The organism is Pseudomonas sp. C2.3V (genome assembly GCF_058536325.1).
On sequence record NZ_JBZUBN010000001.1, the window covers coordinates 1,702,756 to 1,726,176 of the forward strand.

The 23,421-nt window shown below is 55.5% G+C and carries 27 protein-coding genes; 24 read left to right on the forward strand and 3 right to left on the reverse strand.

The genetic code is table 11. The features are described 5' to 3' along the window. The first annotated feature begins 1 nt into the window (after position 1). From fliO to flhB, 5 genes are all read left to right on the forward strand, one after another. Positions 2–415 (forward strand): flagellar biosynthetic protein FliO, encoded by a 414-nt coding sequence (gene fliO, locus AC4LF3_RS08025; protein ID WP_491835056.1) that lies wholly within the window; start codon positions 2–4, stop codon positions 413–415. Between the two features lie 82 nt (positions 416–497). Beyond that, positions 498–1,280 (forward strand): flagellar type III secretion system pore protein FliP, encoded by a 783-nt coding sequence (gene fliP, locus AC4LF3_RS08030; protein ID WP_026003850.1) that lies wholly within the window; start codon positions 498–500, stop codon positions 1,278–1,280. Positions 1,281–1,293: 13 nt separating this feature from the next. Continuing rightward, complete coding sequence (gene fliQ / locus AC4LF3_RS08035; protein WP_010797931.1) at positions 1,294–1,563, forward strand: flagellar biosynthesis protein FliQ; 270 nt, start codon at positions 1,294–1,296, stop codon at positions 1,561–1,563. A gap of 3 nt (positions 1,564–1,566) precedes the next feature. Next, positions 1,567–2,343 (forward strand): flagellar biosynthetic protein FliR, encoded by a 777-nt coding sequence (gene fliR, locus AC4LF3_RS08040; RefSeq protein WP_150347631.1) that lies wholly within the window; start codon positions 1,567–1,569, stop codon positions 2,341–2,343. A gap of 13 nt (positions 2,344–2,356) precedes the next feature. Further along, on the forward strand, positions 2,357–3,493 hold the full coding sequence (gene flhB, locus AC4LF3_RS08045) for a flagellar biosynthesis protein FlhB (protein WP_150347630.1): 1,137 nt from the start codon (positions 2,357–2,359) through the stop codon (positions 3,491–3,493). 33 nt (positions 3,494–3,526) lie between these two features. On the opposite strand, the gene sodC is transcribed toward flhB, so the two are convergent. Further along, a complete protein-coding gene (gene sodC / locus AC4LF3_RS08050) occupies positions 3,527–4,054 on the reverse strand; it encodes a superoxide dismutase [Cu-Zn] SodC (RefSeq protein WP_491835057.1) in 528 nt (175 codons plus the stop codon). Between the two features lie 279 nt (positions 4,055–4,333). Here sodC and flhA point away from each other — a divergent pair, with 279 nt between their 5' ends. The 14 genes from flhA (at position 4,334) to AC4LF3_RS08120 (ending at position 18,611) form a co-directional block, all read left to right on the forward strand. After that, positions 4,334–6,433: a flagellar biosynthesis protein FlhA gene (flhA, locus tag AC4LF3_RS08055; RefSeq protein ID WP_491836260.1), complete on the forward strand. Its 2,100-nt coding sequence runs from the start codon at positions 4,334–4,336 to the stop codon at positions 6,431–6,433. 10 nt (positions 6,434–6,443) lie between these two features. Then, positions 6,444–7,772 carry a flagellar biosynthesis GTPase FlhF gene (gene flhF / locus AC4LF3_RS08060; RefSeq protein ID WP_491835058.1) on the forward strand — a complete coding sequence of 443 codons (1,329 nt, stop codon included), beginning with the start codon at positions 6,444–6,446 and terminating at the stop codon, positions 7,770–7,772. A 175-nt stretch (positions 7,773–7,947) separates the two neighbouring features. Beyond that, positions 7,948–8,775: a flagellar synthesis regulator FleN gene (gene fleN / locus AC4LF3_RS08065; protein ID WP_010797937.1), complete on the forward strand. Its 828-nt coding sequence runs from the start codon at positions 7,948–7,950 to the stop codon at positions 8,773–8,775. Then, positions 8,772–9,512, forward strand: coding sequence for an RNA polymerase sigma factor FliA (gene fliA / locus AC4LF3_RS08070; RefSeq protein WP_010797938.1), 741 nt, complete (start codon positions 8,772–8,774; stop codon positions 9,510–9,512). Before fleN ends, fliA begins: the two co-directional genes overlap by 4 nt. Positions 9,513–9,591: 79 nt before the next feature. Then, entirely contained in the window at positions 9,592–9,966 is a 375-nt protein-coding gene (locus AC4LF3_RS08075; RefSeq protein WP_173869067.1) for a chemotaxis response regulator CheY, read from the forward strand. Between the two features lie 19 nt (positions 9,967–9,985). After that, positions 9,986–10,771, forward strand: coding sequence for a protein phosphatase CheZ (locus tag AC4LF3_RS08080; RefSeq protein ID WP_010797940.1), 786 nt, complete (start codon positions 9,986–9,988; stop codon positions 10,769–10,771). A gap of 26 nt (positions 10,772–10,797) precedes the next feature. Further along, positions 10,798–13,023: a chemotaxis protein CheA gene (locus AC4LF3_RS08085; protein WP_491835059.1), complete on the forward strand. Its 2,226-nt coding sequence runs from the start codon at positions 10,798–10,800 to the stop codon at positions 13,021–13,023. A 28-nt stretch (positions 13,024–13,051) separates the two neighbouring features. Further along, positions 13,052–14,155 carry a protein-glutamate methylesterase/protein-glutamine glutaminase gene (locus tag AC4LF3_RS08090; RefSeq protein ID WP_491835060.1) on the forward strand — a complete coding sequence of 368 codons (1,104 nt, stop codon included), beginning with the start codon at positions 13,052–13,054 and terminating at the stop codon, positions 14,153–14,155. An 85-nt stretch (positions 14,156–14,240) separates the two neighbouring features. Continuing rightward, on the forward strand, positions 14,241–14,981 hold the full coding sequence (locus AC4LF3_RS08095) for a flagellar motor protein (protein ID WP_010797943.1): 741 nt from the start codon (positions 14,241–14,243) through the stop codon (positions 14,979–14,981). A gap of 3 nt (positions 14,982–14,984) precedes the next feature. Next, complete coding sequence (gene motD, locus AC4LF3_RS08100) at positions 14,985–15,806, forward strand: flagellar motor protein MotD (protein ID WP_010797944.1); 822 nt, start codon at positions 14,985–14,987, stop codon at positions 15,804–15,806. 92 nt (positions 15,807–15,898) lie between these two features. Next, positions 15,899–16,690: a ParA family protein gene (locus tag AC4LF3_RS08105; protein WP_491835061.1), complete on the forward strand. Its 792-nt coding sequence runs from the start codon at positions 15,899–15,901 to the stop codon at positions 16,688–16,690. A gap of 77 nt (positions 16,691–16,767) precedes the next feature. Beyond that, on the forward strand, positions 16,768–17,640 hold the full coding sequence (locus AC4LF3_RS08110; protein ID WP_434136041.1) for a CheW domain-containing protein: 873 nt from the start codon (positions 16,768–16,770) through the stop codon (positions 17,638–17,640). Positions 17,641–17,733: 93 nt separating this feature from the next. After that, positions 17,734–18,213, forward strand: a complete 480-nt coding sequence (locus AC4LF3_RS08115) for a chemotaxis protein CheW (RefSeq protein WP_010797947.1) — start codon at positions 17,734–17,736, stop codon at positions 18,211–18,213. Beyond that, positions 18,213–18,611 (forward strand): DUF2802 domain-containing protein, encoded by a 399-nt coding sequence (locus AC4LF3_RS08120; protein ID WP_010797948.1) that lies wholly within the window; start codon positions 18,213–18,215, stop codon positions 18,609–18,611. Before AC4LF3_RS08115 ends, AC4LF3_RS08120 begins: the two co-directional genes overlap by 1 nt. Positions 18,612–18,735: 124 nt before the next feature. Here the strand turns inward: AC4LF3_RS08120 and AC4LF3_RS08125 are convergent, their stop codons facing one another. Both AC4LF3_RS08125 and fliK read right to left on the reverse strand, forming a co-directional pair. Then, positions 18,736–19,050 (reverse strand): EscU/YscU/HrcU family type III secretion system export apparatus switch protein, encoded by a 315-nt coding sequence (locus tag AC4LF3_RS08125; protein WP_010797949.1) that lies wholly within the window; start codon positions 19,048–19,050, stop codon positions 18,736–18,738. Continuing rightward, on the reverse strand, positions 19,047–20,570 hold the full coding sequence (gene fliK / locus AC4LF3_RS08130; RefSeq protein ID WP_010797950.1) for a flagellar hook-length control protein FliK: 1,524 nt from the start codon (positions 20,568–20,570) through the stop codon (positions 19,047–19,049). Before fliK ends, AC4LF3_RS08125 begins: the two co-directional genes overlap by 4 nt. A 143-nt stretch (positions 20,571–20,713) precedes the next feature. On the opposite strand from fliK, the gene ccmA reads away from it, so the two are divergent. From ccmA to ccmE, 5 genes are read left to right on the forward strand one after another with little or no spacing between them, the layout of a single operon-like run. Next, the gene (gene ccmA, locus AC4LF3_RS08135; RefSeq protein ID WP_010797951.1) at positions 20,714–21,337 is read left to right on the forward strand and encodes a cytochrome c biogenesis heme-transporting ATPase CcmA; all 624 of its coding nucleotides are present in this window, start codon (positions 20,714–20,716) and stop codon (positions 21,335–21,337) included. Beyond that, complete coding sequence (gene ccmB / locus AC4LF3_RS08140; RefSeq protein ID WP_010797952.1) at positions 21,334–22,005, forward strand: heme exporter protein CcmB; 672 nt, start codon at positions 21,334–21,336, stop codon at positions 22,003–22,005. Before ccmA ends, ccmB begins: the two co-directional genes overlap by 4 nt. A 12-nt stretch (positions 22,006–22,017) precedes the next feature. Further along, positions 22,018–22,779 (forward strand): heme ABC transporter permease, encoded by a 762-nt coding sequence (locus tag AC4LF3_RS08145; protein WP_010797953.1) that lies wholly within the window; start codon positions 22,018–22,020, stop codon positions 22,777–22,779. Then, a complete protein-coding gene (gene ccmD, locus AC4LF3_RS08150; RefSeq protein WP_010797954.1) occupies positions 22,776–22,952 on the forward strand; it encodes a heme exporter protein CcmD in 177 nt (58 codons plus the stop codon). The genes AC4LF3_RS08145 and ccmD overlap by 4 nt, the downstream gene beginning before the upstream one ends. Beyond that, the gene (gene ccmE, locus AC4LF3_RS08155; RefSeq protein WP_491835062.1) at positions 22,949–23,407 is read left to right on the forward strand and encodes a cytochrome c maturation protein CcmE; all 459 of its coding nucleotides are present in this window, start codon (positions 22,949–22,951) and stop codon (positions 23,405–23,407) included. The genes ccmD and ccmE overlap by 4 nt, the downstream gene beginning before the upstream one ends. Positions 23,408–23,421 lie beyond the last annotated feature (14 nt).

A 23,421-nucleotide genomic window follows, 5' to 3' on the forward strand; every position in this document is an offset into this window, starting at 1 on the left:
TATGCGAATGCTCATTGCTCTACTGGCTACCTTGCCGCTTGTCTCCGAAGCGGCTGAAACAGCTGCACCGTCAACCAATATGGGATCGCAGCTGACTCAGCTTGTGTTGGGTCTGCTGCTGATTATTGGCCTGATCTTCGGGCTGGCCTGGCTTATCCGTCGGGTACAGCAGGTGGGGCCGCGTGGCAATAACGCTATCAAATTGGTAGCCACCCAGCATCTGGGGCCGCGAGAGAGGCTGGTGCTGGTGCAGGTAGGGCAGGAGCAAATACTCGTAGGACTCACGGCTGGGCGCATTACTCCCTTGCATGTGATGAAGGAACCGGTTCGTCTAGCCGATGAGCAACCGGCTTCGCCTGAGTTTGCTCAACGGCTTTTCGAGCTGATCAGCCGCGACCCAAAGGATAAGTCATGAGATTCGACTCATTGAAGTCTTTCGCGCGAGTGGTGCGGAGAATGAACTGGTGCTGACTGGTACAAGCGGTGTGTTTACGACGTTGTTGAAATCCAATCTTCGTTTGCTTCGTAATTGCCTGCTTGTGCTGGTGGCACTGGCGGCACCTTTGGCGTTTGGGCAGGAAAATGGGGCCAACAATCCGTTGTCCATTTCCGCTATTACCATGAGTACAAACGCCAACGGCCAGCAGGAGTACTCCGTCAGCCTGCAGATTTTGCTGATCATGACGGCGCTGAGTTTCATTCCAGCGTTTGTCATGCTAATGACCAGCTTTACACGGATCATCATTGTATTCGCCATTCTCCGCCAAGCCCTGGGCTTGCAGACAACGCCGTCAAACCAGGTGTTGATCGGGCTGGCATTGTTCCTGACATTGTTCATCATGGCGCCGGTCTTTGACCGCATCAACAACGATGCCTTGCAGCCCTATATGAATGAGCAGCTGACGGCCCAGGATGCAATTGCGCGGGCAGAGGGGCCAATCAAGGACTTCATGTTGGCGCAGACCCGGCAATCCGATCTAGATATGTTCATGCGGCTATCCAAGCGTACGGACATCGCCACACCTGATCAGGCGCCGCTGACGATCGTGGTTCCGGCCTTTGTGACCTCCGAATTGAAAACAGCCTTCCAGATCGGCTTCATGATTTTTATTCCATTCCTGGTGATTGACTTGGTGGTGGCCAGCGTGCTGATGGGGATGGGCATGATGATGCTTTCACCGATGATCATCTCGTTACCGTTCAAGCTGATGCTGTTCGTGCTGGTTGACGGTTGGTCGTTGATCATGGGTACGCTGGCTGGCAGCTTCGGTACTGTCTAAGAGGAGATACCCCATGACGCCTGAAGTAGCCGTAGATCTGTTTCGGCAAGCGCTCTGGTTGACTGCATTGCTTGTAGGCATTCTGATCGTGCCGAGCTTGCTAGTGGGCCTGGTGGTTTCAATGTTCCAGGCCGCTACACAGATCAACGAGCAGACCTTGAGTTTTCTGCCTCGACTGATTGTCACGTTGTTGACGCTGATTGTCCTAGGGCCTTGGCTCACCCGTGAGTTGATGGAGTTCATGCGCAACATGATCACCAATGTTCCGATGTTGATTGGTTAAATCATGCTTGAGCTGAGTGATGCGCAGATTGGCGGCTGGGTCGGTACGTTCCTGCTGCCTCTGTTCCGTATTGCTGCCGTCTTTATGACGATGCCTATCATCGGGACCAACATGGTTCCCGCGCGCGTAAAGCTCTATATGGCACTGGCCTTTACCGCTCTGCTGGTGCCTACGCTGCCCCCCATGCCGCAGGTCGATGCCGTGAGCGTGCAGGCCTTGCCGCTGATTGCAGAGCAGATCCTGATTGGCGCTCTGATGGGTTTTAGCCTTCAGCTGTTCTTTCACGTCTTCGTGATTGCTGGGCAACTGCTCTCCACCCAGGCAGGACTTAGCTTTGCATCAATGGTCGATCCGGCCAATGGGATTTCGGTGCCGGTGCTGGGGCAGTTCTTCAACGTACTGGTGACGCTGCTGTTCCTGTCCATGAACGGACACCTGATCGTCATGGAAATCCTGGCAGAAAGCTTTACCACACTACCGGTTGGTCAGTTGCTGTCTGTCGATCATTTTTGGGAGCTGGCCGGTAAATTGAGTTGGGTGCTTGGTGCTGGCGTATTACTGGTCTTGCCTGCTATTACGGCACTGCTGGTCGTGAACCTTGCTTTTGGCGTAATGACCCGCGCAGCGCCTCAACTCAACATTTTTTCCATTGGCATGCCCTTAACCGTAACGCTGGGTCTGATCATTATCTGGATTGGCACAGCGGATATCTTCTCGCACTACGAATCATTAGTCACTGAAGCGCTGCAATGGCTCCGAGAGCTGGTGCGAGCGCGATAGGCAGGAGGTCGCCATGTCGGACGAATCCAGCAGTGAAGACCGTACAGAGGAACCTACCGACAAACGTAAGCGGGAAGCGCGCGAGGAGGGGCAGTTACCCCGATCCCGTGAGCTTGGCACGCTGACGGTTGTGATGGGGGGGCTCATAGCGCTTCTGGCGTTTGGGTCGATCCTGGGAGATGCGTTACTGGATTTGATGCGTGGCAGTTTTTCACTAAACCGTGAAGCTGTTCTGGATGAGCGGAACATGGGGGTCATGCTGCTAACATCCGGCAAGGCCGCCATGCTGGGCATGATGCCGATTTTTCTCGTCCTTGTGCTGGCTGCCGTTATTGGCCCGATTGCACTGGGAGGCTTCTTGTTTTCCAGCAAATCCCTTCAGCCCAAGTTCAGTCGAATGAACCCTCTTTCAGGACTCAAACGCATGTTTTCGACCCATGCGTTGATGGAGTTGGGCAAGGCGCTAGCTAAGTTCGTTCTGCTGCTCACCATTGCGATCATGGTTCTCTTGTCCGAGCGCGATGCGTTGCTGTCCATTGCAAAGGAGCCTTTGGGCAGTGCCATTATCCATAGTATAAAAGTGGCGGGACATGCAGCGTTGATGGTGTCTTTAGGGCTATTACTTATCGCAGCTATTGACGTACCGTTCCAATGGTATAGCAACAAGAAAAAGCTGATGATGACCAAGCAGCAGATCAAGGATGAATACAAGGACAGCGAAGGCAAGCCCGAAGTAAAAGGGCGGATGCGCCAGATGCAGCGCGAAATGGCGCAACGTCGCATGATGACCGCCGTGCCAGAGGCCGACGTCATTATCACCAACCCAACACATTATGCTGTGGCGCTAAAATATGACGCTGCAACCGGTGGGGCGCCGATCCTGGTAGCCAAGGGTAGCGACTTTGTGGCATTGAAGATTCGTGAGCTTGCCCAGGAGCACGCCGTTACGACGCTTGAATCACCCGCCCTGGCGCGGGCAGTGTACTATTCCACTGATATCGATAGAGAGATTCCGGCAGGGCTTTACATCGCTGTGGCGCAGGTGCTGGCCTACGTTTATCAGCTCAAGCAGTACAAGGCCGGTCAAGGCCGGCGTCCAGAACAGCCGCATGAGCCACCTATCCCGCCGGATTTACGGCGTGATGAGTAGGTAAAGAGGGCCCCGCTGAACGGGGCCTTCTTGTTACTTGATAACCCCGCACGCCATCCGGGCTCCACCACCGCCTAGCGGTTTGGGATGATCCGAGTGGTTATCGCCACCTACGTGAACCATCAGAGCGTGGCCTTTGATTTCATTCAAGTCCTTCAGGCGCGGCGCCAGCACGGGCTGAGAGGCTGTTCCGTCGCTTGTGGCATAAAGGGCGGGCAGATCACCTTTATGGCCGTCGCCCCAGGGAGCGTCATGCTTGCCGGTATTCTCAGGGTCCCAGTGACCGCCTGCGGCGCCTGCCGGCGTGTTCTTGCCATCGACTTCTGCAGCGTCACAGCTGGGTTTGGCATGAATATGGAATCCATGTGTCCCTGGCTCCAGCCCTTTTAGCTCAGGTGTAAATACCAAGCCGTAGTCAGTCTTTACGACGGTGACGCTGCCTACACTTTCGCCCGGACCTTTCTCTGTTGCGATATTTAATGGAACAGTCACGGCGTCATCCGCCTGGGCCATACCAGCGAGTCCTGCTGACATCAGCGTTACGGCAATCCATTTTTTCATCGGGTTCTCCTGTTATCCACTTTATGCGCGTCTTGTGAAGGGACCTCATATGCGTGTTCAGGTTTCCTTATTACGGTGCTCGTATCAACAGTGGCTAAAGGCCGGCCTCAAGAAAACAGTCGTGCAGGCCGATATAACAGGCGCAAACGCAACAAATTCAAACAAAAAAGGAACTTGGCCCGTTGCTTGCTGAATAGCCTGCATCAAGACGCTCTGACGTCAAAAGATTGATATGCAAGGCATTCAAGAGGAACGACTGTGAAAGTTAATCACGGGCAAATGTTGACCAATGTTCGCAGCCTGAGCCGCGGTAACCTGGCTGTACCGATATTGGTTCTGGCCATGCTCGGCATGATGACATTGCCGATCCCGCCGTTTCTGCTGGACGTGCTGTTTACCTTCAATATCGCGCTGTCGATCGTGGTATTGCTGGTGAGCGTTTATGCGCTACGGCCTTTGGACTTTGCGGTGTTTCCGACGATCCTGCTCGTGGCCACGTTGCTGCGCTTGGCATTGAACGTGGCGTCTACACGTGTCGTTCTTTTGCATGGTCATGATGGCCATGCCGCTGCCGGTAAGGTGATTCAGGCCTTTGGTGACGTAGTGGTGGGTGGTAACTACGTTGTCGGTGCGGTCGTGTTCGCCATCCTGATGATCATCAACTTTGTGGTAGTGACCAAGGGTGCTGGTCGTATCTCCGAAGTATCCGCGCGTTTCACCCTGGACGCCATGCCTGGTAAGCAGATGGCCATCGACGCTGACCTGAACGCCGGTGTGATCGATCAGGCCGAAGCAAAGAAGCGTCGTGTCGAGGTAGGTCAGGAAGCTGACTTCTACGGCTCAATGGATGGTGCCAGCAAATTCGTTCGCGGTGATGCGGTTGCCGGTCTGCTGGTACTGTTCATCAACCTGCTCGGTGGTATCGCGATCGGGATGATGCAGCATAACCTGAGCATTGCCGATGCAGGCCGTATCTATGCACTGCTGACTATTGGTGACGGTCTGGTTGCCCAGGTGCCTTCGCTGTTGCTGTCTGTTGCGGCTGCCATCATGGTAACGCGTGTGTCTTCTTCCGAAGACATGGGGCAGCAGGTCAACCGTCAAATGTTCGCCTCGCCAAAGGCGCTTGCTGTCTCTGCGGCCATCATCATTGCCATGGGTCTGGTGCCCGGCATGCCGCACGTGCCGTTCTTGGGTTTGGGCTTCATGGCTGCTGCCGGTGCCTATTTCATCTGGGATCGCCAGCGCAAGGTCAAGCAAGTGGCCGAGCAGGAAGCCAAGCGTCAGCAGGATCTCGCTCCGGTACAGCGCCCCGCTGAAACCAAGGAGCTGGGCTGGGATGACGTAACGCCTGTCGACATGGTTGGCCTGGAAGTAGGTTATCGCCTGATTCCTTTGGTGGATCGCAACCAGGGCGGTGAGCTGCTAACACGTATCAAGGGTGTTCGCAAGAAGCTGTCCCAGGATCTTGGCTTCCTTATGCCTGCTGTACATATTCGCGACAACCTGGAGCTGATGCCCAATGCTTATCGTTTGACACTGATGGGCGTGAATGTTGCGGAAGCCGAAATCTATCCGGACCGCGAACTGGCTATCAACCCGGGTCAGGTATTCGGCACGTTGAATGGTGTGATTGCCAAAGATCCGGCGTTTGGCCTTGATGCGGTTTGGATTGACGTCAGTCAGCGTGATCAGGCGCAGTCCCTGGGCTATACCGTGGTCGATGCCAGCACGGTCGTTGCGACCCACCTCAACCAGGTTCTCCAAAAGCATGCCCACGAGCTGTTGGGGCATGAAGAAGTGCAGCAATTACTGCAGCTTCTGGCCAAGAGTTCGCCCAAGTTGGCCGAAGAACTGGTGCCAGGCATGATTTCCTTGTCTACGCTTCTTAAGGTATTGCAGCAATTGCTGCAGGAGCAGGTCTCGGTACGTGATGTTCGTACGATTGCTGAGGCTATTGCGAATGTGGCGCCGCGTAGTCAAGATCCTGCCGTCATGGTTTCGTCGGTTCGTGTGGCGCTGTCCCGTGCAATCGTCCAGAACATCATTGGACTGGAGCCCGAGCTGCCTGTTATTACGCTGGAACCGAGATTGGAACAGATGTTGCTTAATGGTATGCAGAAGGCCGGACAGGGTGTTGAAGATGGCATGTTCCTGGAACCAGGAATGGCCGAGAAATTGCAACGCTCTCTGGTAGATGCAGCACAGCGTCAAGAAATGATGGGTAAGCCAGTCGTGTTACTGGTAGCCGGTGCGATTCGCGGGATGATGTCCCGCTTCGCGAGAATGGCAGTTCCCACGATGTCTGTGCTGGCTTATCAGGAAATTCCGGATAACAAACAAGTCACCATTATCGCAACGGTTGGCCAGAACGGCTGAGGTTTGAACCATGCAAGTTAAACGCTTTTTTGCTGCTGATATGCGTCAAGCCATGAAAATGGTTCGTGACGAACTGGGTGCAGATGCCGCGATCCTGAGCAATCGCCGTGTTGCCGGTGGCATTGAGCTGACCGCTGCCCTGGATTATCAAGCGCCGACTCCCACTGCGCCGAATTCTGCGCTGGAAGCCGAGCTGCGTAAAACCCAAGTGCGTATCGCCGAAGCCCACGCTGAACTGGCCATTCGCTCGCCTAACCAGGGTGTCGCTGCGCCGCAAGCCAACGCTAGTCAACTCTTTGGCAGTGAGCAGATCAGCGCTCGCCAGGAACCTGTTATCTCCGAGCCCAAAGTTGCCCAGCCAGCACCTGCCGTTGCCGCCGCGCCTTCTGCCGAAGAGCGCCGCGCGCTGGATGCCATGCGCTCCGAGATCACCGGGCTACGTGAATTGATTGAAGTGCAGCTGGGCTCTATCGCCTGGGGCCAGATGCAGGACAAGCGTCCTGACGAAGCAAACTTTTGGCGCCGTCTGCAACGCATAGGTCTTCCGGCTGATCTGTGCCGTGACCTGATGGCGCGTGTGGCAAATGTGAACGAGCCCCGTCAGGCCTGGCGTATGCTGTTGGCCCACCTGACCCAGGCAATCGACACGCCCCAGGTTGATCTGCTGGAAGAGGGCGGTATCGTCGCGTTCGTCGGTCCCGCCGGATCGGGTAAGACCACTACGCTGTCCAAAATGGCAGCGAGCTATGTTCTGAAGTATGGCGCGCAAAGTCTTGCGCTGGTCACCATGGATAGCCATCGCATCGGCGCCCAAGAGCAAATCAAGACGTTGGGTCATATTCTCGATGTGCCGGTTACCGTTGTAGATCCACGTCAGTCGTTGGCTCAGGCGCTTGAGCCACTGGCTCGCAAGCGCATGGTCCTGATCGATACGGCAGGTATCCCGGCCAATGACCCCTCCCTGCGTCTGCAGCTGGAAGCGCTGGCTAATGAGAAACTGAAGATTCGCAACTATCTGGTCATGGCTGTAACCAGCCAGAGCCAAGTGCTGAAAGCGGCTTATCACAACTACAAGGGGTGCGGTCTGGCTGGTTGTGTTCTGACCAAACTGGATGAATCCGCGACGTTGGGTGAAGCGCTCGGTATAGCCATTAGCCATCATATCCCGGTAGCCTATCTCTCCGACGGTCCTCGCATCCCTGACGACCTGCATATTGCGCGCAAGCATCAGCTGGTTAGCCGTGCAGTCAATCGTCAGCTGACCGAGGAGCCAGCAGAGGAAACCATGGCGGATATGTTTGCCGAGCTCTATCAAAAGCCGGCCAAGCGCGTCGGTTAAGTTACAGTTTTTTGCGAGTTGGGTAAGGTTTTTGCAATAGAAGGTTTACAGGCGTCGTAGTGTCAGAAAGCAGTACACGCTTCAGGTTTAAGTGCCAGCTGGCTCGTTAGCATAACGATCTGGCTACACCATAAGTGCCCCTACGGGCTGGCTGGTTTTTCATAGGTGTACAGCAATGGGTATGCATCCCGTACAGGTAATTGCAGTGACAGGCGGCAAGGGAGGCGTTGGGAAAACCAACGTTTCGGTAAACCTTTCGCTAGCGTTGGCTGAACTGGGCCGACGTGTCATGTTGCTCGATGCCGACTTGGGCTTGGCAAACGTCGACGTTTTGCTCGGTTTGACTCCGAAGCAGACGCTCGCCGATGTGATCGAAGGCAAATGTGATCTTCGCGACGTGATTTTGCAAGGCCCTGGCGGTATCCGGGTCGTTCCGGCGGCTTCCGGTGCGCAAGCCATGGTGCAGTTGTCGTCTCTTCAACATGCCGGTCTGATCCAGGCATTCAGTGACATCAGCAACGATATCGATGTGCTTGTTGTCGATACGGCTGCTGGCATCGGTGATTCGGTCGTGAGCTTTGTACGGGCTGCCCAGGAAGTGCTTCTGGTGGTCTGTGATGAGCCTACTTCGATCACGGACGCTTATGCGCTTATCAAGATGTTCAACCGCGATCATGGAATCACGCGGTTTCGCGTACTGGCGAATATGGCATTGACGCCCCAGGAAGGTCGCAATCTCTTTGCTAAGCTGACCAAGGTAACTGACCGTTTCTTGGATGTGGCTCTGCAGTATGTGGGTGCGGTTCCTTTTGATGAATGTGTACGGAAAGCCGTCCAGAAGCAGCGGTCCGTATACGAAGCATACCCGCGCTCCAAAGCCGCTCTGGCTTTCCGGGCCATTGCCCAGAAGGTGGATGCTTGGCCCTTGCCAGCCAACCCACGCGGTCACTTGGAGTTTTTCGTCGAACGATTGGTGCAACCCACTGTAGGGCCAAATGTATGACAGCGTCCAGCGGTCTCCGTATGTACAGTAAATCTCAGACCCATTCACAGCAGGAGCAACTGATCAATCAGTATGCGCCGCTGGTCAAGCGCATTGCCTATCACCTGTTGGCGCGTCTGCCTGCCAATGTACAGGTGGAAGATCTCATGCAGGCCGGCATGATCGGCCTGCTCGAGGCCTCCAAGAAGTACGATGCCGGCAAAGGTGCAAGCTTTGAAACCTATGCCGGTATCCGTATCCGCGGAGCCATGCTGGACGAGGTTCGCAAAGGTGATTGGGCACCTCGTTCGGTGCATCGTAACAGCCGTATGGTGGCCGATGCGATTCGTGCTGTTGAAGCAAGAACGGGTCGTGACGCTAAAGATCCTGAAGTTGCTGCCGAACTTGGTGTAAGCCTTGAAGAATATTACGGCATTCTCAATGACACATTGGGAAGTCGCCTGTTCAGCTTCGATGACTTGATGGAAGAGGGTGAGCACGGTCTCGAAGAGAGCGGAGCCCATGATTTCGAGCCAGGTCGAGGACTGGAAGATGATCGTTTCAAGCAGGCCCTGGCGGAAGCCATTGCCAATCTTCCAGAGCGTGAGCGTCTCGTCTTGTCGCTGTATTACGACGAGGAGTTGAACCTAAAGGAAATCGGAGAGGTGCTTGGGGTAAGTGAATCCCGAGTCTGTCAACTGCACAGTCAGTGCGCAGCACGTCTGCGGGCTCGTCTGGCTGAATGGCGTTCGCGCTAAGGCAAAACACTAAGCATGTATGGCATGCCTTTGAAAAGGCATGTCTGGGGTAAGGATGGAGGTCGACTTGGACAAAGATATGAAAATTCTCATCGTGGACGATTTTTCCACCATGAGACGCATCATCAAGAATCTGCTGCGAGATCTGGGGTTCACCAATACTACCGAGGCCGACGACGGCTTGACGGCGTTGCCGATGCTGCAAAGCGGCAACTTCGACTTCCTGGTAACGGACTGGAACATGCCGGGTATGACCGGTATCGACCTGCTACGGGAAGTCCGTGCCGATGCACGCCTGAAGAACCTGCCTGTTCTGATGGTAACGGCCGAAGCCAAGCGCGAACAAATTGTCGAGGCAGCTCAAGCGGGTGTGAATGGTTACGTTGTGAAGCCGTTTACTGCCCAGGTGCTCAAAGAAAAGATCGACAAGATCTTTGAGCGGGTCAACGGCTGATAACCATCTCGAGGATGTTATGGACCTTGGCAGTAAATCATTCGAAGACCTGGAATCGACCCTGAAAAAGCATGCCCAAGAGCTGGTTGCCAGCCTTGAAGATGGCAATTTCAGCCAGGCAGTGCAGCTCATCAATGAGCTCAATCAGGTGCGAGATCGTGGTCTGTATCAGGAAATCGGCAAGCTGACGCGTGAGTTGCACAACGCGATCGTCAACTTCCAGATCGATCCCCAGGCGTCCTATGCCAATGAAGTAACAAACATTGCAGACGCCACCGATCGCCTAAGCTATGTTGTGGAAATGACGGAGCGTGCTGCCAACCGTACCATGGACTTGGTCGATGCCAGCACACCGCTTATCGAATCATTTGGTAAGGACGCTCATGACCTCCACGCCGAGTGGGGCCGCTTTATGCGGCGCGAGCTCAGTGCCGAGGAGTTCCGCGAGCTGGCCAAGCGAGTCGGTGCGTTTCTGGGGCGCAGCGATGAGGACGCCCACAAGCTGTCTTCGTTGCTGAACGATATCCTGTTGGCGCAGGACTATCAGGATCTTACCGGTCAAGTCATCAAGCGTGTGACGAACCTTGTTACACAAGTCGAGCGCGATCTCGTCAAGCTGGTCCGTATGGCCGGTCAGGTGGATCGTTATGCAGGAATTAGCCACGACCACGTCAAGGCCATCGAAGAAATTCAAAAAGAAAAGTCTTCGAAGGGTGAAGGTCCGCAGATTCATGCCGATAAAAGAGAAGACGTCGTATCCAGCCAGGATGACGTAGATGACCTTCTGTCCAGCCTTGGTTTCTAAACCTGGCCTTTTTGGAGAGTGCATGAATGAGCTTCGACGCCGATGAAGAAATCCTCCAGGATTTCCTGGTAGAGGCCGGCGAGATTCTCGAATTGTTGTCCGAGCAATTGGTGGAACTCGAAAGCCGCCCGGATGATATGAATCTTCTCAACGCCATCTTCCGTGGATTCCACACGGTAAAGGGAGGGGCAGGCTTCCTCCAGCTGCACGCCCTTGTTGAGTGCTGCCACATTGCCGAAAACGTGTTCGACATCCTGCGTAAGGGTGAGCGCCGCGTTGATGCCGAGCTGATGGACGTTGTCCTTCAAGCTCTGGATACGGTAAACGAAATGTTCGGCCAGGTACGTGAGCGTACTGAGCCGACACCGGCTACTCCTGAGCTGCTGGCTGCCTTGGCACGTCTGGCGGAGCCTGAAGGCGCCGAACCTGCTCCCACTGCTGTGGAGCCGGTTCAGGTCCCTGTGGTTGCTGTCCAGGCACCTGCTGCCAGTGACGTAAGCGACGATGAGTTTGACCGACTCCTCGATGCAATCGGGAATGAGCCTGCACCTGTGGCAGCCGTTGGCTCAGCCGTACCTGCATCTGGCGACGAAATCACCGATGACGAGTTTGAATCTCTGCTGGATCAGCTGCACGGCAAAGGCAAGTTCGATGCTGCTGTTGCAGCGCCGTCCGAGCCTGCCAAGGCTGCTGCTCCGGTAGCCAAGTCAGGTGATGAAATCACGGATGACGAGTTTGAATCTCTGCTGGATCAGCTGCACGGCAAAGGTAAGTTTGATGCTGCTGTTGCAGCGCCGTCCGAACCTGCCAAGGCTGCTGCTCCGGTAGCCAAGTCAGGTGATGAAATCACGGATGACGAGTTCGAGTCCCTGCTGGATGAACTGCATGGAAAGGGCCGTTTCGATGGGGGTGTTGCGGCTGCTCCTGTAGCGCCTGCACCTGCTCCGGTTGCCAAGGCAGCATCTGCTCCTGTGGCGAAGCCCCAGCCTGCAGCGGCCCCTGCACCGACAGCCAGCGCAGCACCCAAAGCTGAACCGCGTGCGGCGGCGGCCCCGGCAGGCGAGAAGCTGGCCAGCGAAGCTGAAACAACCGTGCGTGTGGACACCGCCCGTCTCGACGAGATCATGAACATGGTCGGTGAGCTGGTGCTGGTGCGTAATCGTCTGGTTCGTCTTGGGCTGAACAGCGGCGATGAGGCCATGGCCAAGGCTGTATCAAACTTGGACGTTGTGACAGCGGATCTTCAGACCTCGGTCATGAAGACGCGCATGCAGCCAATCAAGAAGGTATTCGGACGCTTCCCGCGTCTGGTTCGTGACTTGGCGCGCAACCTGAAGAAAGAAATCAACCTTGAGCTTGTGGGTGAGGAAACCGATCTCGACAAGAACTTGGTAGAGGCCTTGGCTGACCCGCTGGTGCACTTGGTGCGCAACGCGGTCGACCATGGAATCGAGGAGCCTGCCGAGCGCGAGAAGAATGGCAAAGCCCGTGCGGGCCGTGTCGTTCTGTCTGCGGAGCAGGAGGGCGATCATATCCTGTTGGCCATTTCTGACGATGGCAAAGGGATGGATCCCAACGCTCTGCGCGCCAAGGCTGTTGAAAAAGGCCTGCTCGACAAGGATGCGGCGGAACGTCTGACCGATCTTGAATGCTACAACCTGATCTTTGCACCAGGCTTTTCAACCAAGACCGAAATCTCCGATATTTCCGGTCGCGGTGTGGGCATGGACGTGGTGAAGACCAAGATTACCCAGCTTAACGGCACGGTAAACGTCTTCTCCAACAAGGGGCAGGGCTCCAAGATTGTGATCAAGGTCCCGCTGACCCTGGCGATCATGCCAACCCTGATGGTAATGCTGGGCGATCAGGCCTTTGCGTTCCCACTGGTCAACGTGAACGAGATCTTCCACCTGGACCTCTCGCGCACCAATGTGGTCGACGGTCAGGAAGTGGTCGTGGTTCGCGACAAAGCACTGCCGCTGTTCTACCTCAAGCGCTGGCTGGTCAAGGATGCGGCTTACGATGAGCAACAGCAGGAAGGTCACGTTGTTATCCTGTCGGTCGGTACGCAACGCATCGGTTTTGTTGTGGATCAACTCGTAGGTCAGGAAGAAGTAGTCATCAAGCCATTAGGCAAGATGTTGCAAGGAACGCCGGGTATGTCGGGAGCCACCATTACAGGTGATGGCCGGATCGCATTGATCCTTGACGTACCGAGCATGCTCAAGCGCTACGCGCGCCGCGGTATTTGAGTCGAAGCCCCGCCGTTAGGAGTGTCATATGGCTGTAAGAGTGTTGGTGGTGGATGATTCGGGTTTCTTCCGCCGCCGTTTGACTGAAATCCTGGCGGGTGATCCCAATATTACGGTCGTCGGTACGGCGACCAATGGGCGTGAAGGGATTGATCAGGTGATGGCGTTGAAACCCGACGTCGTCACCATGGATTATGAGATGCCCTTCATGGATGGCATTACGGCCGTTCGGCACATTATGCAGAAGTGCCCGACGCCTGTTCTGATGTTTTCGTCGCTGACGCATGAAGGCGCTCGGGTTACGCTCGATGCGCTGGATGCGGGTGCGGTGGATTATCTACCCAAGAATTTCGAGGATATTTCCCGCCATCCCGAGAGCGTAAAGCGCTTGTTGTGCGAGAAGATCCATACCATTGCGCGCAGCAACCGCCGGTTATCGTCTGGAAGTGTGTCGGCCCATGCGCCTGCACCCACCTCGACAATCCCTCGCCCGGCGGCGCGGACTGCTTTGGCACATCTGGCAGGCTCCTCGGCTTCAGCGTCGGTGACCAGTGCTGCGCCACGGCGCAAGAATTACAAGCTGGTGGCTATCGGTACATCGACCGGTGGTCCTGTGGCGTTGCAACGGGTACTGACCCAATTACCTGCCAACTTTCCAGCGCCAATCGTGCTGATTCAGCACATGCCTGCCGCCTTTACCAAGGCGTTTGCAGAGCGTCTGGACAAATTGTGCAAGATTTCTGTCAAGGAAGCTGAGGATGGCGATCAGCTTCGTCCTGGGCTGGCGCTACTGGCGCCTGGCGGCAAGCAAATGATGCTGGACGGGCGTGGCGGCGTGAAGATATTGCCGGGCGATGAGCGACTGAATTACAAGCCCTGCGTCGATATCACCTTTGGCTCAGCGGCCAAGGTTTTCCCGGACAAGGTACTGGCAGTGGTGCTGACCGGCATGGGCTCTGATGGCCGTGAAGGTGCTCGCCTGCTCAAGCAGGGTGGTAGCCAGATCTGGGCGCAGGACGAGGCCAGCTGCGTGATTTATGGCATGCCCATGGCCGTGGTCAAGGCAAATCTGGCAGATGCCGTCTACAGTCTTGACGACATCGGTCGACACATTACTGACGCGTGCATGTAATGGTACCGCTCTTGCTAGGCAGGAGCGGCGCCGGATTTGAATTTGACAGGTTTTGGCTTGCTGCCATGCCTTAGGGAGATGATGTGTGGATGTCTTGAGCCTGATTGGCATCCTGTTGGCCTTTATTGCCATCATTGGAGGTAATTTTCTTGAGGGCGGTACCATCGCCGCTCTACTCAACGGGCCTGCTGCCCTGATCGTACTGGGCGGCACATGCGGCGCGGCCATGCTGCAGACGCCTATCCGTGTTCTCAAGCGCTCCCTGACAATGCTCAGTTGGGTTTTCTTGCCGCCAAGAGTCGACATGCCAGCCGGTATCAATCGCATCATTGGCTGGAGCATGTCTGCCCGTAAGGAAGGTCTGCTGGGGCTTGAACCGCTCGTGGATGCCGAACGTGATCCATTCGCTCGCAAAGGCCTGCAGCTGCTGGTCGATGGTGCCGAGCCTGAAGCCATTCGCAGCATTTTGGAAGTCGATATGTATGGCCAGGAAGATCGTGATATCCAGGCGGCCAAGCTGTTCGAGGCCATGGGTGGGTATGCGCCTACCATTGGGATTATCGGTGCGGTGATGGGGCTTATCCATGTCATGCAGAACTTGGCAAACCCTTCCCAGCTGGGTAACGGGATTGCTGTTGCATTCGTAGCCACAATTTATGGGGTTGCATTCGCCAACCTGCTTTTACTTCCGATTGCCAACAAGCTCAAAGGCATGGTGCTGCGTCAAACTCGCTATCGGGAGATGCTTCTGGAAGGTTTGCTGTCTATTGGCGAAGGTGAAAACCCTCGTTCTATTGAACTCAAGCTGCAAGGCTTCATGGAGTAACCGATGCGTCGCCGTCGACACGAGGAGCATGAAAATCACGAACGCTGGCTGGTGTCCTACGCGGATTTCATCACCTTGCTGTTTGCCTTCTTTGTTGTGATGTATTCCATCTCATCCATCAATGAGGGTAAGTACAAGATTCTATCCGAGACGCTGACCGGTATCTTTACAGAGCCGGATCGCTCCATGAAACCTATTCCCATTGGGGATCAGGTGCCTCGCAGCGTTCAGCCTACTATCGAGCAGAATACGCCTGCATCAGATAACGCGCCGGCGACTACTCAAGCAGTCGATCCGCTTGAGCAGATAGCAACCAGTATGCAGAACGCCTTTGGCGATCTCATCAATTCAGATCAGATGACTCTAAGGGCAACCGAGACCTGGTTGGAAATCGAGCTGAATTCCAATCTGCTTTTTCCTAGCGGGGATGCCATTCCAGGCGATCCAGCCTTTGGCTTGATGGCGAAGGTTGCCAAAATTCTGGCGCCTTACAAGAACCCGATTCAGGTAGAAGGGTTTACTGACAATATTCCCATCAGTACGCCCCAATATCCCACCAACTGGGAGCTTTCAGCGGCGCGATCCGCCAGTATTGCTCGGCTGCTGATTGGTGATGGCGTTACACCCGAACGGCTCGCCGTGGTCGGGTATGGCAGCTATCAACCAATAGCAGATAACTCCACCCCTGAGGGCAGGGCGCGGAACCGTCGGGTGGTGTTGCTCATTTCACGAAATGTCGACATTCACCGTGGCGTGAGTGGTTTTCAGGAGCGCTCCGCTTCTGGCAGAAATGGCACGCAAAGTGCACCTGCTCCCTCCAAGTAAGCGGTAGAACCAATCGCTGTCAAATCTTCGCCGCTGGTATGTCCAGCGGCTTGGCCTTGGCAATGCAGTACGCTGCCTGGGGAGGGTAAAACGTGAGAGTTTGGGCAATAGCCAATCAAAAGGGCGGGGTAGGCAAGACAACAACGTCTGTTTCGCTGGCAGGGCTTCTGGCTGACTCGGGCAAGCGTGTCCTGATAGTCGATCTTGACCCCCATGGCTCCTTGACGAGTTATTTTGGACAGGACCCGGATCGACTGGAGCGCAGCGCCTTCGAACTGTTCCTGCATCAGGGGCAGGTTCCGGACGGGCTACCCAAACAACTTCTGCTACCGACCAGCCATGAGCGCATCTCAATGCTGCCGGCCAGTACGGCGCTGGCGACCTTGGAGCGGCAATCGCCGGGGCAGAATGGCATGGGGTTGGTGATTTCCAAAAGCCTTGCGCAGTTGTGGAATGAGTTTGACTATGCCCTGATCGATAGTCCGCCCTTACTGGGTATTCTGATGGTCAATGCATTGGCGGCAAGCCAGCAGTTGGTCATTCCTGTGCAAACGGAATTTTTGGCGATCAAGGGATTGGAGCGCATGGTCAATACATTGGCCATGATCAACCGCTCCAGAAAGCAGGCGCTTCCTTACACGATCGTACCGACGCTGTTCGACCGGCGTACCCAGGCTTCGCTGGGGACGCTTAAGTACCTCCGGGACAATTATGTCGAGCACCTGTGGCAAGCGTTCATTCCCATCGATACCAAGCTGCGGGATGCCAGCCGTGCAGGGATAACCCCCTCGCAGAACGATGCGAATAGTCGTGGTGTCATTGCATATAGGGCGTTGCTTAAGCATCTGCTTGATATGCAGCCTGCCTCAATGAACGTCGCGTGAAGACATAGTGATGCAGTACTCAAGTTTTTGCGGTATCCAGCCGATAGTTTCTTCAATCTTGAAGTGTGATACGTGACATGAGCCGTTCTACTAGCACTGAAATTCGTCCACAGCTGGCTTTGCAATCCTATCTGGATGCGCTGCTGATGGAGGCGACACTCGAGCTGCCGGTAGAGACGCCCGCCGTCCTCCAGCATGAGGCGGTTGTCGTCTCGTTGGTTGAAGCGGCGCCCGTGGCTGCGCCTGATCCTGTTGCGCCTACGGTCCAAAGCGTGTCTTTGGACGAGTTCGAGGCGGCTGTACGTGAGGAGAAGGCACGCGATGCCCAGGTCAGGGAAACGCCTGCCCAGAACAGCCTGCCTGTGGTGCCGGTTGTTAAGCCTGTAGTGGCAGAGCCGGAAAAAGTTGTCGATACCGTTATTCCGTTAAGAACTGTTCAGGCTGTCGAGCAGCAGGTGCAGCCTTTCAAGGTAAGCGACGACGGAAGGCCGGAATGGGCTGAAGAGCCGTTTGAATGTCTGTTGTTCGACGTGGCGGGGCTGACCCTTGCTGTGCCGCTGATATGTTTGGGAACGATTCATTCACTGGAAGGTCGCGAGCTGACGCCATTGTTTGGTCAGCCCGATTGGTTCCTGGGCATCCTGCCCAGCCCGCAGGGTAATTTGAAGGTATTGGATGCCGCGCGCTGGGTCATGCCAGAGCGCTACCGCGAAGACTTCAAGGAAGGCCTCCGGTTCGTTATCTCGGTTGAAGGGTATGACTGGGGAATTGCGGTACACCAGGTCAGCCGTTCGATACGTCTGGACCCTGCCGAGGTCAAATGGCGAACGCAACGATCCCAGCGGCCATGGCTGGCGGGAACGGTAATTGAGCATATGTGTGCCTTGCTGGATGTATCGGCGCTTGCGGCGCTGATTGAAAGCGGTGCTGCAAAGCAAAGGAAACAATAGAAGGGTTGACCTACGCTTAAGGGGTCGATTCTGGATCAACCAAGGCGGGAAGACCGCCAAGACCGCCAAGGCGGTATCAACGAGGCTGGGAAAATGAAGAAAACGTCTGCACAAGGTTCCGAAGATCCAATCCTGCAGTGGGTAACCTTCCGTCTGGACAACGAGACGTACGGTATCAACGTCATGCAGGTTCAGGAAGTGCTGCGCTATACGGAAATAGCTCCGGTGCCAGGTGCTCCAAGCTACGTGCTGGGTATCATCAACCTGCGCGGTAACGTCGTGACGGTAATTGATACACGTCAGCGTTTTGGCCTGGACTCTGCCGAGATCACGGATAACACCCGTATCGTGATTATCGAGGCCGACAAGCAAGTCGTTGGTATTCTTGTCGACAGCGTGGCTGAAGTCGTTTATTTACGTCAATCTGAAATCGAAACCGCGCCAAACGTGGGTAACGATGAATCCGCCAAGTTTATCCAGGGCGTTTGCAACAAGAACGGCGAGCTGCTGATTCTTGTCGAATTGGATAAGATGATGAGCGAAGAAGAATGGTCTGAGTTGGAAAGTATCTAATGTTGGCAGCGTTGATCGTGCTGGTGTTCATTTGCCTTGGGCTGGCGGGTGCCTGCTTTCTGCTATGGCAGGAGCTTAAACGGCAGGCGTCAAAGCTTGCCCAGCATGAGGAAACAACCGAAAAGCGCTTGAGGGCTCTAGCCAAGCGGCTGGAAACCTATCAGGCCGGCACGGTCCGTATGGGGGAGCAATTGCATGAAATTAATGAGATGGTTGCACCCCTGCCTGACAGGCTGACCCGTATCGAACAAAGCGATCCGGCCAGCCTGTCGTTCAGTCAGGCTGCGCGCCTTGTGGGGTTGGGTGCCAGCGTCGATGATCTGACTCAGTCCTGCGGCCTTTCACGGGCCGAGGCCGAACTGATCAGTAAGATGCATAAGGCGCGTCAGCAATCCTGACAAAGTGCATCTCGCAAGCCTGCCACAGATCTTGTGTCATATCCGGCAGGCCTTGCATTTCTTCATTTCCCGGAAAGCCATCAGTCATGCACTGATGGCTTTTTTGTGCTCTCGATAAGATGTTTCAGCATTTTCCGGATAGCGCCGATAGGATGGGATCATCCTGCCTGCATGACAGGCTCTGCAGATGCTTGCCCTTCAGATACCAGGCGAACGCGATGATTTCGGCAATCGTGCGGTATAGCGCTTCAGGAATGGCATCGCCAAGCTCAAGGCGTGCCAGCAGGCGTACCAGGTCAGCGTTCTCATAGATAGGGATTTCGTGCTCTCTGGCCAATGCCAGAATGGCTTCGGCAAGATCTGCATCGCCTTTGGCTGTTAGGGTGGGAGCGGTCTGGCCGTCATAGACCAGTGCAATAGCCTGCTTCGAAGTACTCATGCGCTTTCATCTATCCAGCGTTCTTCAATGTGCGTGCGTAGTCCACGCACCGGTTTTCCCAGCGTGCATTGCAGCTCGCCTACCAGAAGCCCGGCCTCCAGCAATCGCTCCTTGAAATGCTCCAGCTCATGGGTAATGAGCGCGGCGGTTTCCTTCTGCTCGGCCCAGAACTGGCTCGAAAGCGTACCGCGAGCAAGTTTAGCCTCGACCTGCATATTGCCGAGCGGCTCAAGATCAAAGGCAAGGTCGAGCTTCCAGATGCTGTCACGCAGTTCGCCAGCGCTTTTGGAAGGGCGTTCCTCTTGCAGCTTGTATTGCAGACTGGTGATGCGCTCACCGTTACGCATGGGGAGTTCCCCTTGCCAGGTAAGCAGCATGGATCCATCCGGGTAGTGCTGTGTCTGTTCAACGCCAGACAGCTGATGAGTTTGCAGGCGTGATAGGGCTGCTGTTGCCAACTTGAGCAGTTCTTCAAGCTCCATGCCTTCCTGCAGCAGCGAGCTAACTACCCGTGATGGCAGGGGAAAGCTCAACGCAGCATGCTTAGGGTTGCCTTGGCCTAATGCCGTTAGGGCATTGCGCAGGCTTCCTGGCAGGTTTGGCACGCCGACTTGAGGAGGAAAAGTGGAGGTCGTTGTAGCCTGGCTCAGTTGACTGATCAGGCGGAGCAGGAGCGTCTTGTAATCCTGCGGCAGCCGTTCGGTCTCACCTGAAATAAGGTGTCGCTCCAGCAAAATGCCGCTTCGCTCGAACAGGGTTTTTACGACATCCGGGTTCTTGAGTTCTTCAACCTCGGGTACGGAGGCGAGCAGCTGACCAAGCGTATCGCGCAACACGCCGGGCGTGGCGGGCGAGTCCGTGAGTAGCGGCAGAGCTTGAAACAACTGGGCCAGCGAGCCTTGTCGTTGGAACTGAGCCGTCAACTGCTGTCCCAGCTCAATCTGATCAAGTCTTCCGCTGGAGGGCACCAGAGCAACCTGCTGTGCATCGCGTACCGCAACCGTTATCAGGCTGCCGGGCTTAAGGGCATTTAGCGATTCGATTATCAGTTGTTTGCCTGCAAGGGCACCGTTGAGCAATGTCACAACGGATTTGAAGGATATCTGCCCCTCAGAGGCGTCGGCTGGTTGACTGCTGACCACTCGCGTCTGCAGCAGGGTGCCTGGCGGAAGCGCTTTGGTATCCAGGCTTTTCAAAGGCGTCTCTGCCTTGGCCTCGATCTGTACAGCCAGGCGGGTAGACGATAACGCCATGATGTTTAGTAGCGAACCGGTTGGCAGGGGTGAAGTGCTTTCCGCCGGTAGGGTAAGTTGACGTCCATTGGCAAGCGTCAACTGCAGCAATAACTGAAAACTCTGCAGATTCTGCTTAAGGGCAACAACTTGCGCCTGGGCTGTTTCGCCGGGCAGCAGAGGGCTTTCTGTCGGCAAGGTAATCCGCACGGCCGGCTCGGCGGGTAACGCTGCCCGCGTTGGGACAACTGGGGCAGAAGCGGGGCGGATAGTGCCTATGTCAGCCATGTAGCCACTCTGATAGTTTCATGCAGTCGGTCGTCCAGGCTGGCGTGATGTGTATAATGCTGGCCAATTGACGGGCTTGGTCTTGTTTCCAGCCTACTATAGCGGCCGATTCCGTTCCGACTTGATGCCAATGGTTGCGTGTAGTGATACCCCCTTGTCTTGAAGCCGTTGCGCTCACCTGTGAGCGTGACGAGCGCGTGCTGTTCGAGCAGCTGGATCTTGTGCTCGAATCTGGTGAAATGCTGCAGGTAATGGGGCCGAATGGCAGCGGTAAAACCAGTCTGCTACGTCTTCTGGCAGGGCTTATGGCTCCAACGGCCGGTGAGGTGCGTCTGGCTGGTAGGCAGCGACACGAGCCGTTCAGGCAGTTACTCTGGCTTGGCCATGCGACTGGAATCAAGGGACTCCTGACTGCCGAGGAAAACCTTACTTGGTTGTGCGCCTTGAACAAGCCCGCCACTCGGGAAGCGATCTGGCAGGCTCTGGACAGCGTAGGGCTGTCTGGCTTCGAGGATGTTCCCTGCCATACGCTCTCTGCCGGACAACAGCGTCGTGTCGCATTGGCTCGCCTGTATCTTGACCCTCCTGCCTTGTGGGTACTCGATGAGCCGTTTACGGCTCTCGACCGCCAAGCGGTGGAGCATCTTGAGCGGCATTTGAGCCAGCACTGTGAACAGGGTGGAGCAGTGGTGCTTACTACGCATCATCAAATGACGCAAACGCCGACGCGCTATCGCCAGCTAGAGCTAGGGCAGGGGGTCTCATGAGCGGGCTCTTCGTGCTTCTGCTTAAACGTGAAGCGCTACTGCTATGCCGACGCCCGGTGGAGCTGGCCAATCCCTTGGTGTTCTTTGCGATCGTGATTGCCCTGTTTCCCCTGGCGGTGGGACCTGAAAGCCAGCTGTTGAAAGAGCTGTCGCCAGGGTTGATTTGGGTCGCTGCCTTGTTGGCGGTATTGCTTTCACTGGACGGTCTGTTTCGTAGCGATTTTGAGGACGGCTCACTTGAGCAATGGGTGCTCTCGCCGCACCCACTCTTTGTTCTGGTATTGGCCAAGGTGATGGCGCACTGGGTGTTTACCGGACTGGCGCTAATCGTGCTCTCGCCTGTCCTGGCGCTCATGCTGGGGCTTCCTGTCCAGTGTTTGGGGGTGCTGCTGCTATCGTTGCTGCTCGGTACGCCTGTGTTGAGTTTACTGGGTGCTGTAGGTGCAGCGCTGACTGTAGGGCTCAAGCGGGGCGGGTTGCTGCTGGCTCTGCTTATTCTTCCGCTTTACATTCCGGTGCTCATTCTGGGCAGCGGTGCATTGCAAGCCTCTCTTCATGGAATGCCCGCCGCAGGACAGCTTTTGTGGCTGGGAAGTTTGATGGTTTTATCGCTGACGTTCTCTCCGTTCGCTATTGGCGCTGGGTTACGGATCAGTGTGGGTGAATAATGTGGAACAGTCATGAAGTGGACGTTTTTTCATAAACTGGGCTCGCCCAAATGGTTTTACGAGATCAGTGGCCGGTGGTTGCCCATCCTGGCGTGGGCGGCGGCATGCTTCGTTATGGTAGGCATGGTATGGGGCCTGGTCTTTGCGCCGCAGGATTATCAGCAGGGTAATAGCTTTCGCATCATCTATATCCATGTACCTGCTGCATTTTTGGCGCAGTCGGGGTATCTGCTTCTGGCAATTGCCGGGGTAGTAAGCCTGGTCTGGAAAATGAAGCTGGCCGATGTCGCACTCAAATGCGCAGCGCCCGTAGGCGCCTGGATGACTTTTGTTGCGCTGGTAACCGGGTCGATATGGGGCAAGCCAACCTGGGGTGCCTGGTGGGTGTGGGATGCACGGCTGACTTCCATGTTAATCCTGCTGTTCCTGTATTTCGGCATCATTGCGTTGGGGCAGGCTATTTCCAATCGGGAAAGTTCGGCCAAGGCCTGCGCGGTACTCGCCATCGTAGGTGTTATCAACCTGCCAATCATTAAATACAGCGTTGAATGGTGGAACACCCTACATCAGCCTGCCACGTTCACGCTTACCGAAAAACCGACAATGCCCATCGAGATGTGGCTTCCGCTTCTGATAATGGTGGTTGGTTTTTATTGTTTCTTCGGCGCTGTTGTCCTGATGCGCATGCGTCTTGAAATCTTACGCCGCGAATCACGAACGTCTTGGGCCAAGGCAGTGGTTGAAGAGAGCCTTGGTAAAAGGGGTAAAACATGACGTTTCATTCGATAAGCGAGTTTCTGGCCATGGGTCATCACGGACCTTATGTGTGGTCAGCTTACGGAATCACTGCACTGGTCCTGATAATCAATATCGTGATGCCACGGCTGGCACACCGTCGTTATCTGCAGAGCGAAGCACGCCGCCTGCGTCGGGAGATGAACCCGTGAATGCTGTCCGTAAAAAGCGTCTTTTGATCATTCTGGCGATTCTGGCTGGCGTTGGGGTCGCCGTGGCCCTGGCTTTGTCGGCATTGCAACAGAACATCAACCTGTTCTACACGCCCAGCCAGATCGTTTCGGGTGAAGCCCCCGTGGGCACTCGTATCAGGGCGGGCGGTATGGTCGAGCGGGGCTCTCTCCAGCGATCGGCCGACTCGCTCGATGTACGCTTCATCGTGAGTGATGGCGTTCAACACATTTCCATCAGGTACCATGGCATCCTGCCGGATCTGTTTCGCGAAGGGCAGGGGATCGTCGCGTTAGGCAAGCTCGATGCATCTGGTGTGCTCAATGCCGACGAAGTGTTGGCAAAGCACGACGAAAATTACATGCCGCCTGAAGTAACCAAGGCCCTCAGGGACAGTGGCGCCTACCAGCAGTTTAGTAACCAGAAGGACAGCTGATGCTGCCGGGCTCT

Bases quoted from the DNA above. Each gene is read 5' to 3' on its own strand.
- fliO (WP_491835056.1), top strand. From the start codon at position 2: ATGCGAATGCTCATTGCTCTACTGGCTACCTTGCCGCTTGTCTCCGAA.
- fliQ (WP_010797931.1), top strand. From the start codon at position 1,294: ATGACGCCTGAAGTAGCCGTAGATCTGTTTCGGCAAGCGCTCTGGTTG.
- fliR (WP_150347631.1), top strand. From the start codon at position 1,567: ATGCTTGAGCTGAGTGATGCGCAGATTGGCGGCTGGGTCGGTACGTTC.
- flhB (WP_150347630.1), top strand. From the start codon at position 2,357: ATGTCGGACGAATCCAGCAGTGAAGACCGTACAGAGGAACCTACCGAC.
- sodC (WP_491835057.1), bottom strand. From the start codon at position 4,054: ATGAAAAAATGGATTGCCGTAACGCTGATGTCAGCAGGACTCGCTGGT.
- flhA (WP_491836260.1), top strand. From the start codon at position 4,334: ATGTTGACCAATGTTCGCAGCCTGAGCCGCGGTAACCTGGCTGTACCG.
- flhF (WP_491835058.1), top strand. From the start codon at position 6,444: ATGCAAGTTAAACGCTTTTTTGCTGCTGATATGCGTCAAGCCATGAAA.
- fleN (WP_010797937.1), top strand. From the start codon at position 7,948: ATGGGTATGCATCCCGTACAGGTAATTGCAGTGACAGGCGGCAAGGGA.
- fliA (WP_010797938.1), top strand. From the start codon at position 8,772: ATGACAGCGTCCAGCGGTCTCCGTATGTACAGTAAATCTCAGACCCAT.
- AC4LF3_RS08075 (WP_173869067.1), top strand. From the start codon at position 9,592: ATGAAAATTCTCATCGTGGACGATTTTTCCACCATGAGACGCATCATC.
- AC4LF3_RS08080 (WP_010797940.1), top strand. From the start codon at position 9,986: ATGGACCTTGGCAGTAAATCATTCGAAGACCTGGAATCGACCCTGAAA.
- AC4LF3_RS08085 (WP_491835059.1), top strand. From the start codon at position 10,798: ATGAGCTTCGACGCCGATGAAGAAATCCTCCAGGATTTCCTGGTAGAG.
- AC4LF3_RS08090 (WP_491835060.1), top strand. From the start codon at position 13,052: ATGGCTGTAAGAGTGTTGGTGGTGGATGATTCGGGTTTCTTCCGCCGC.
- motD (WP_010797944.1), top strand. From the start codon at position 14,985: ATGCGTCGCCGTCGACACGAGGAGCATGAAAATCACGAACGCTGGCTG.
- AC4LF3_RS08110 (WP_434136041.1), top strand. From the start codon at position 16,768: ATGAGCCGTTCTACTAGCACTGAAATTCGTCCACAGCTGGCTTTGCAA.
- AC4LF3_RS08115 (WP_010797947.1), top strand. From the start codon at position 17,734: ATGAAGAAAACGTCTGCACAAGGTTCCGAAGATCCAATCCTGCAGTGG.
- AC4LF3_RS08120 (WP_010797948.1), top strand. From the start codon at position 18,213: ATGTTGGCAGCGTTGATCGTGCTGGTGTTCATTTGCCTTGGGCTGGCG.
- AC4LF3_RS08125 (WP_010797949.1), bottom strand. From the start codon at position 19,050: ATGAGTACTTCGAAGCAGGCTATTGCACTGGTCTATGACGGCCAGACC.
- fliK (WP_010797950.1), bottom strand. From the start codon at position 20,570: ATGGCTGACATAGGCACTATCCGCCCCGCTTCTGCCCCAGTTGTCCCA.
- ccmB (WP_010797952.1), top strand. From the start codon at position 21,334: ATGAGCGGGCTCTTCGTGCTTCTGCTTAAACGTGAAGCGCTACTGCTA.
- AC4LF3_RS08145 (WP_010797953.1), top strand. From the start codon at position 22,018: ATGAAGTGGACGTTTTTTCATAAACTGGGCTCGCCCAAATGGTTTTAC.
- ccmD (WP_010797954.1), top strand. From the start codon at position 22,776: ATGACGTTTCATTCGATAAGCGAGTTTCTGGCCATGGGTCATCACGGA.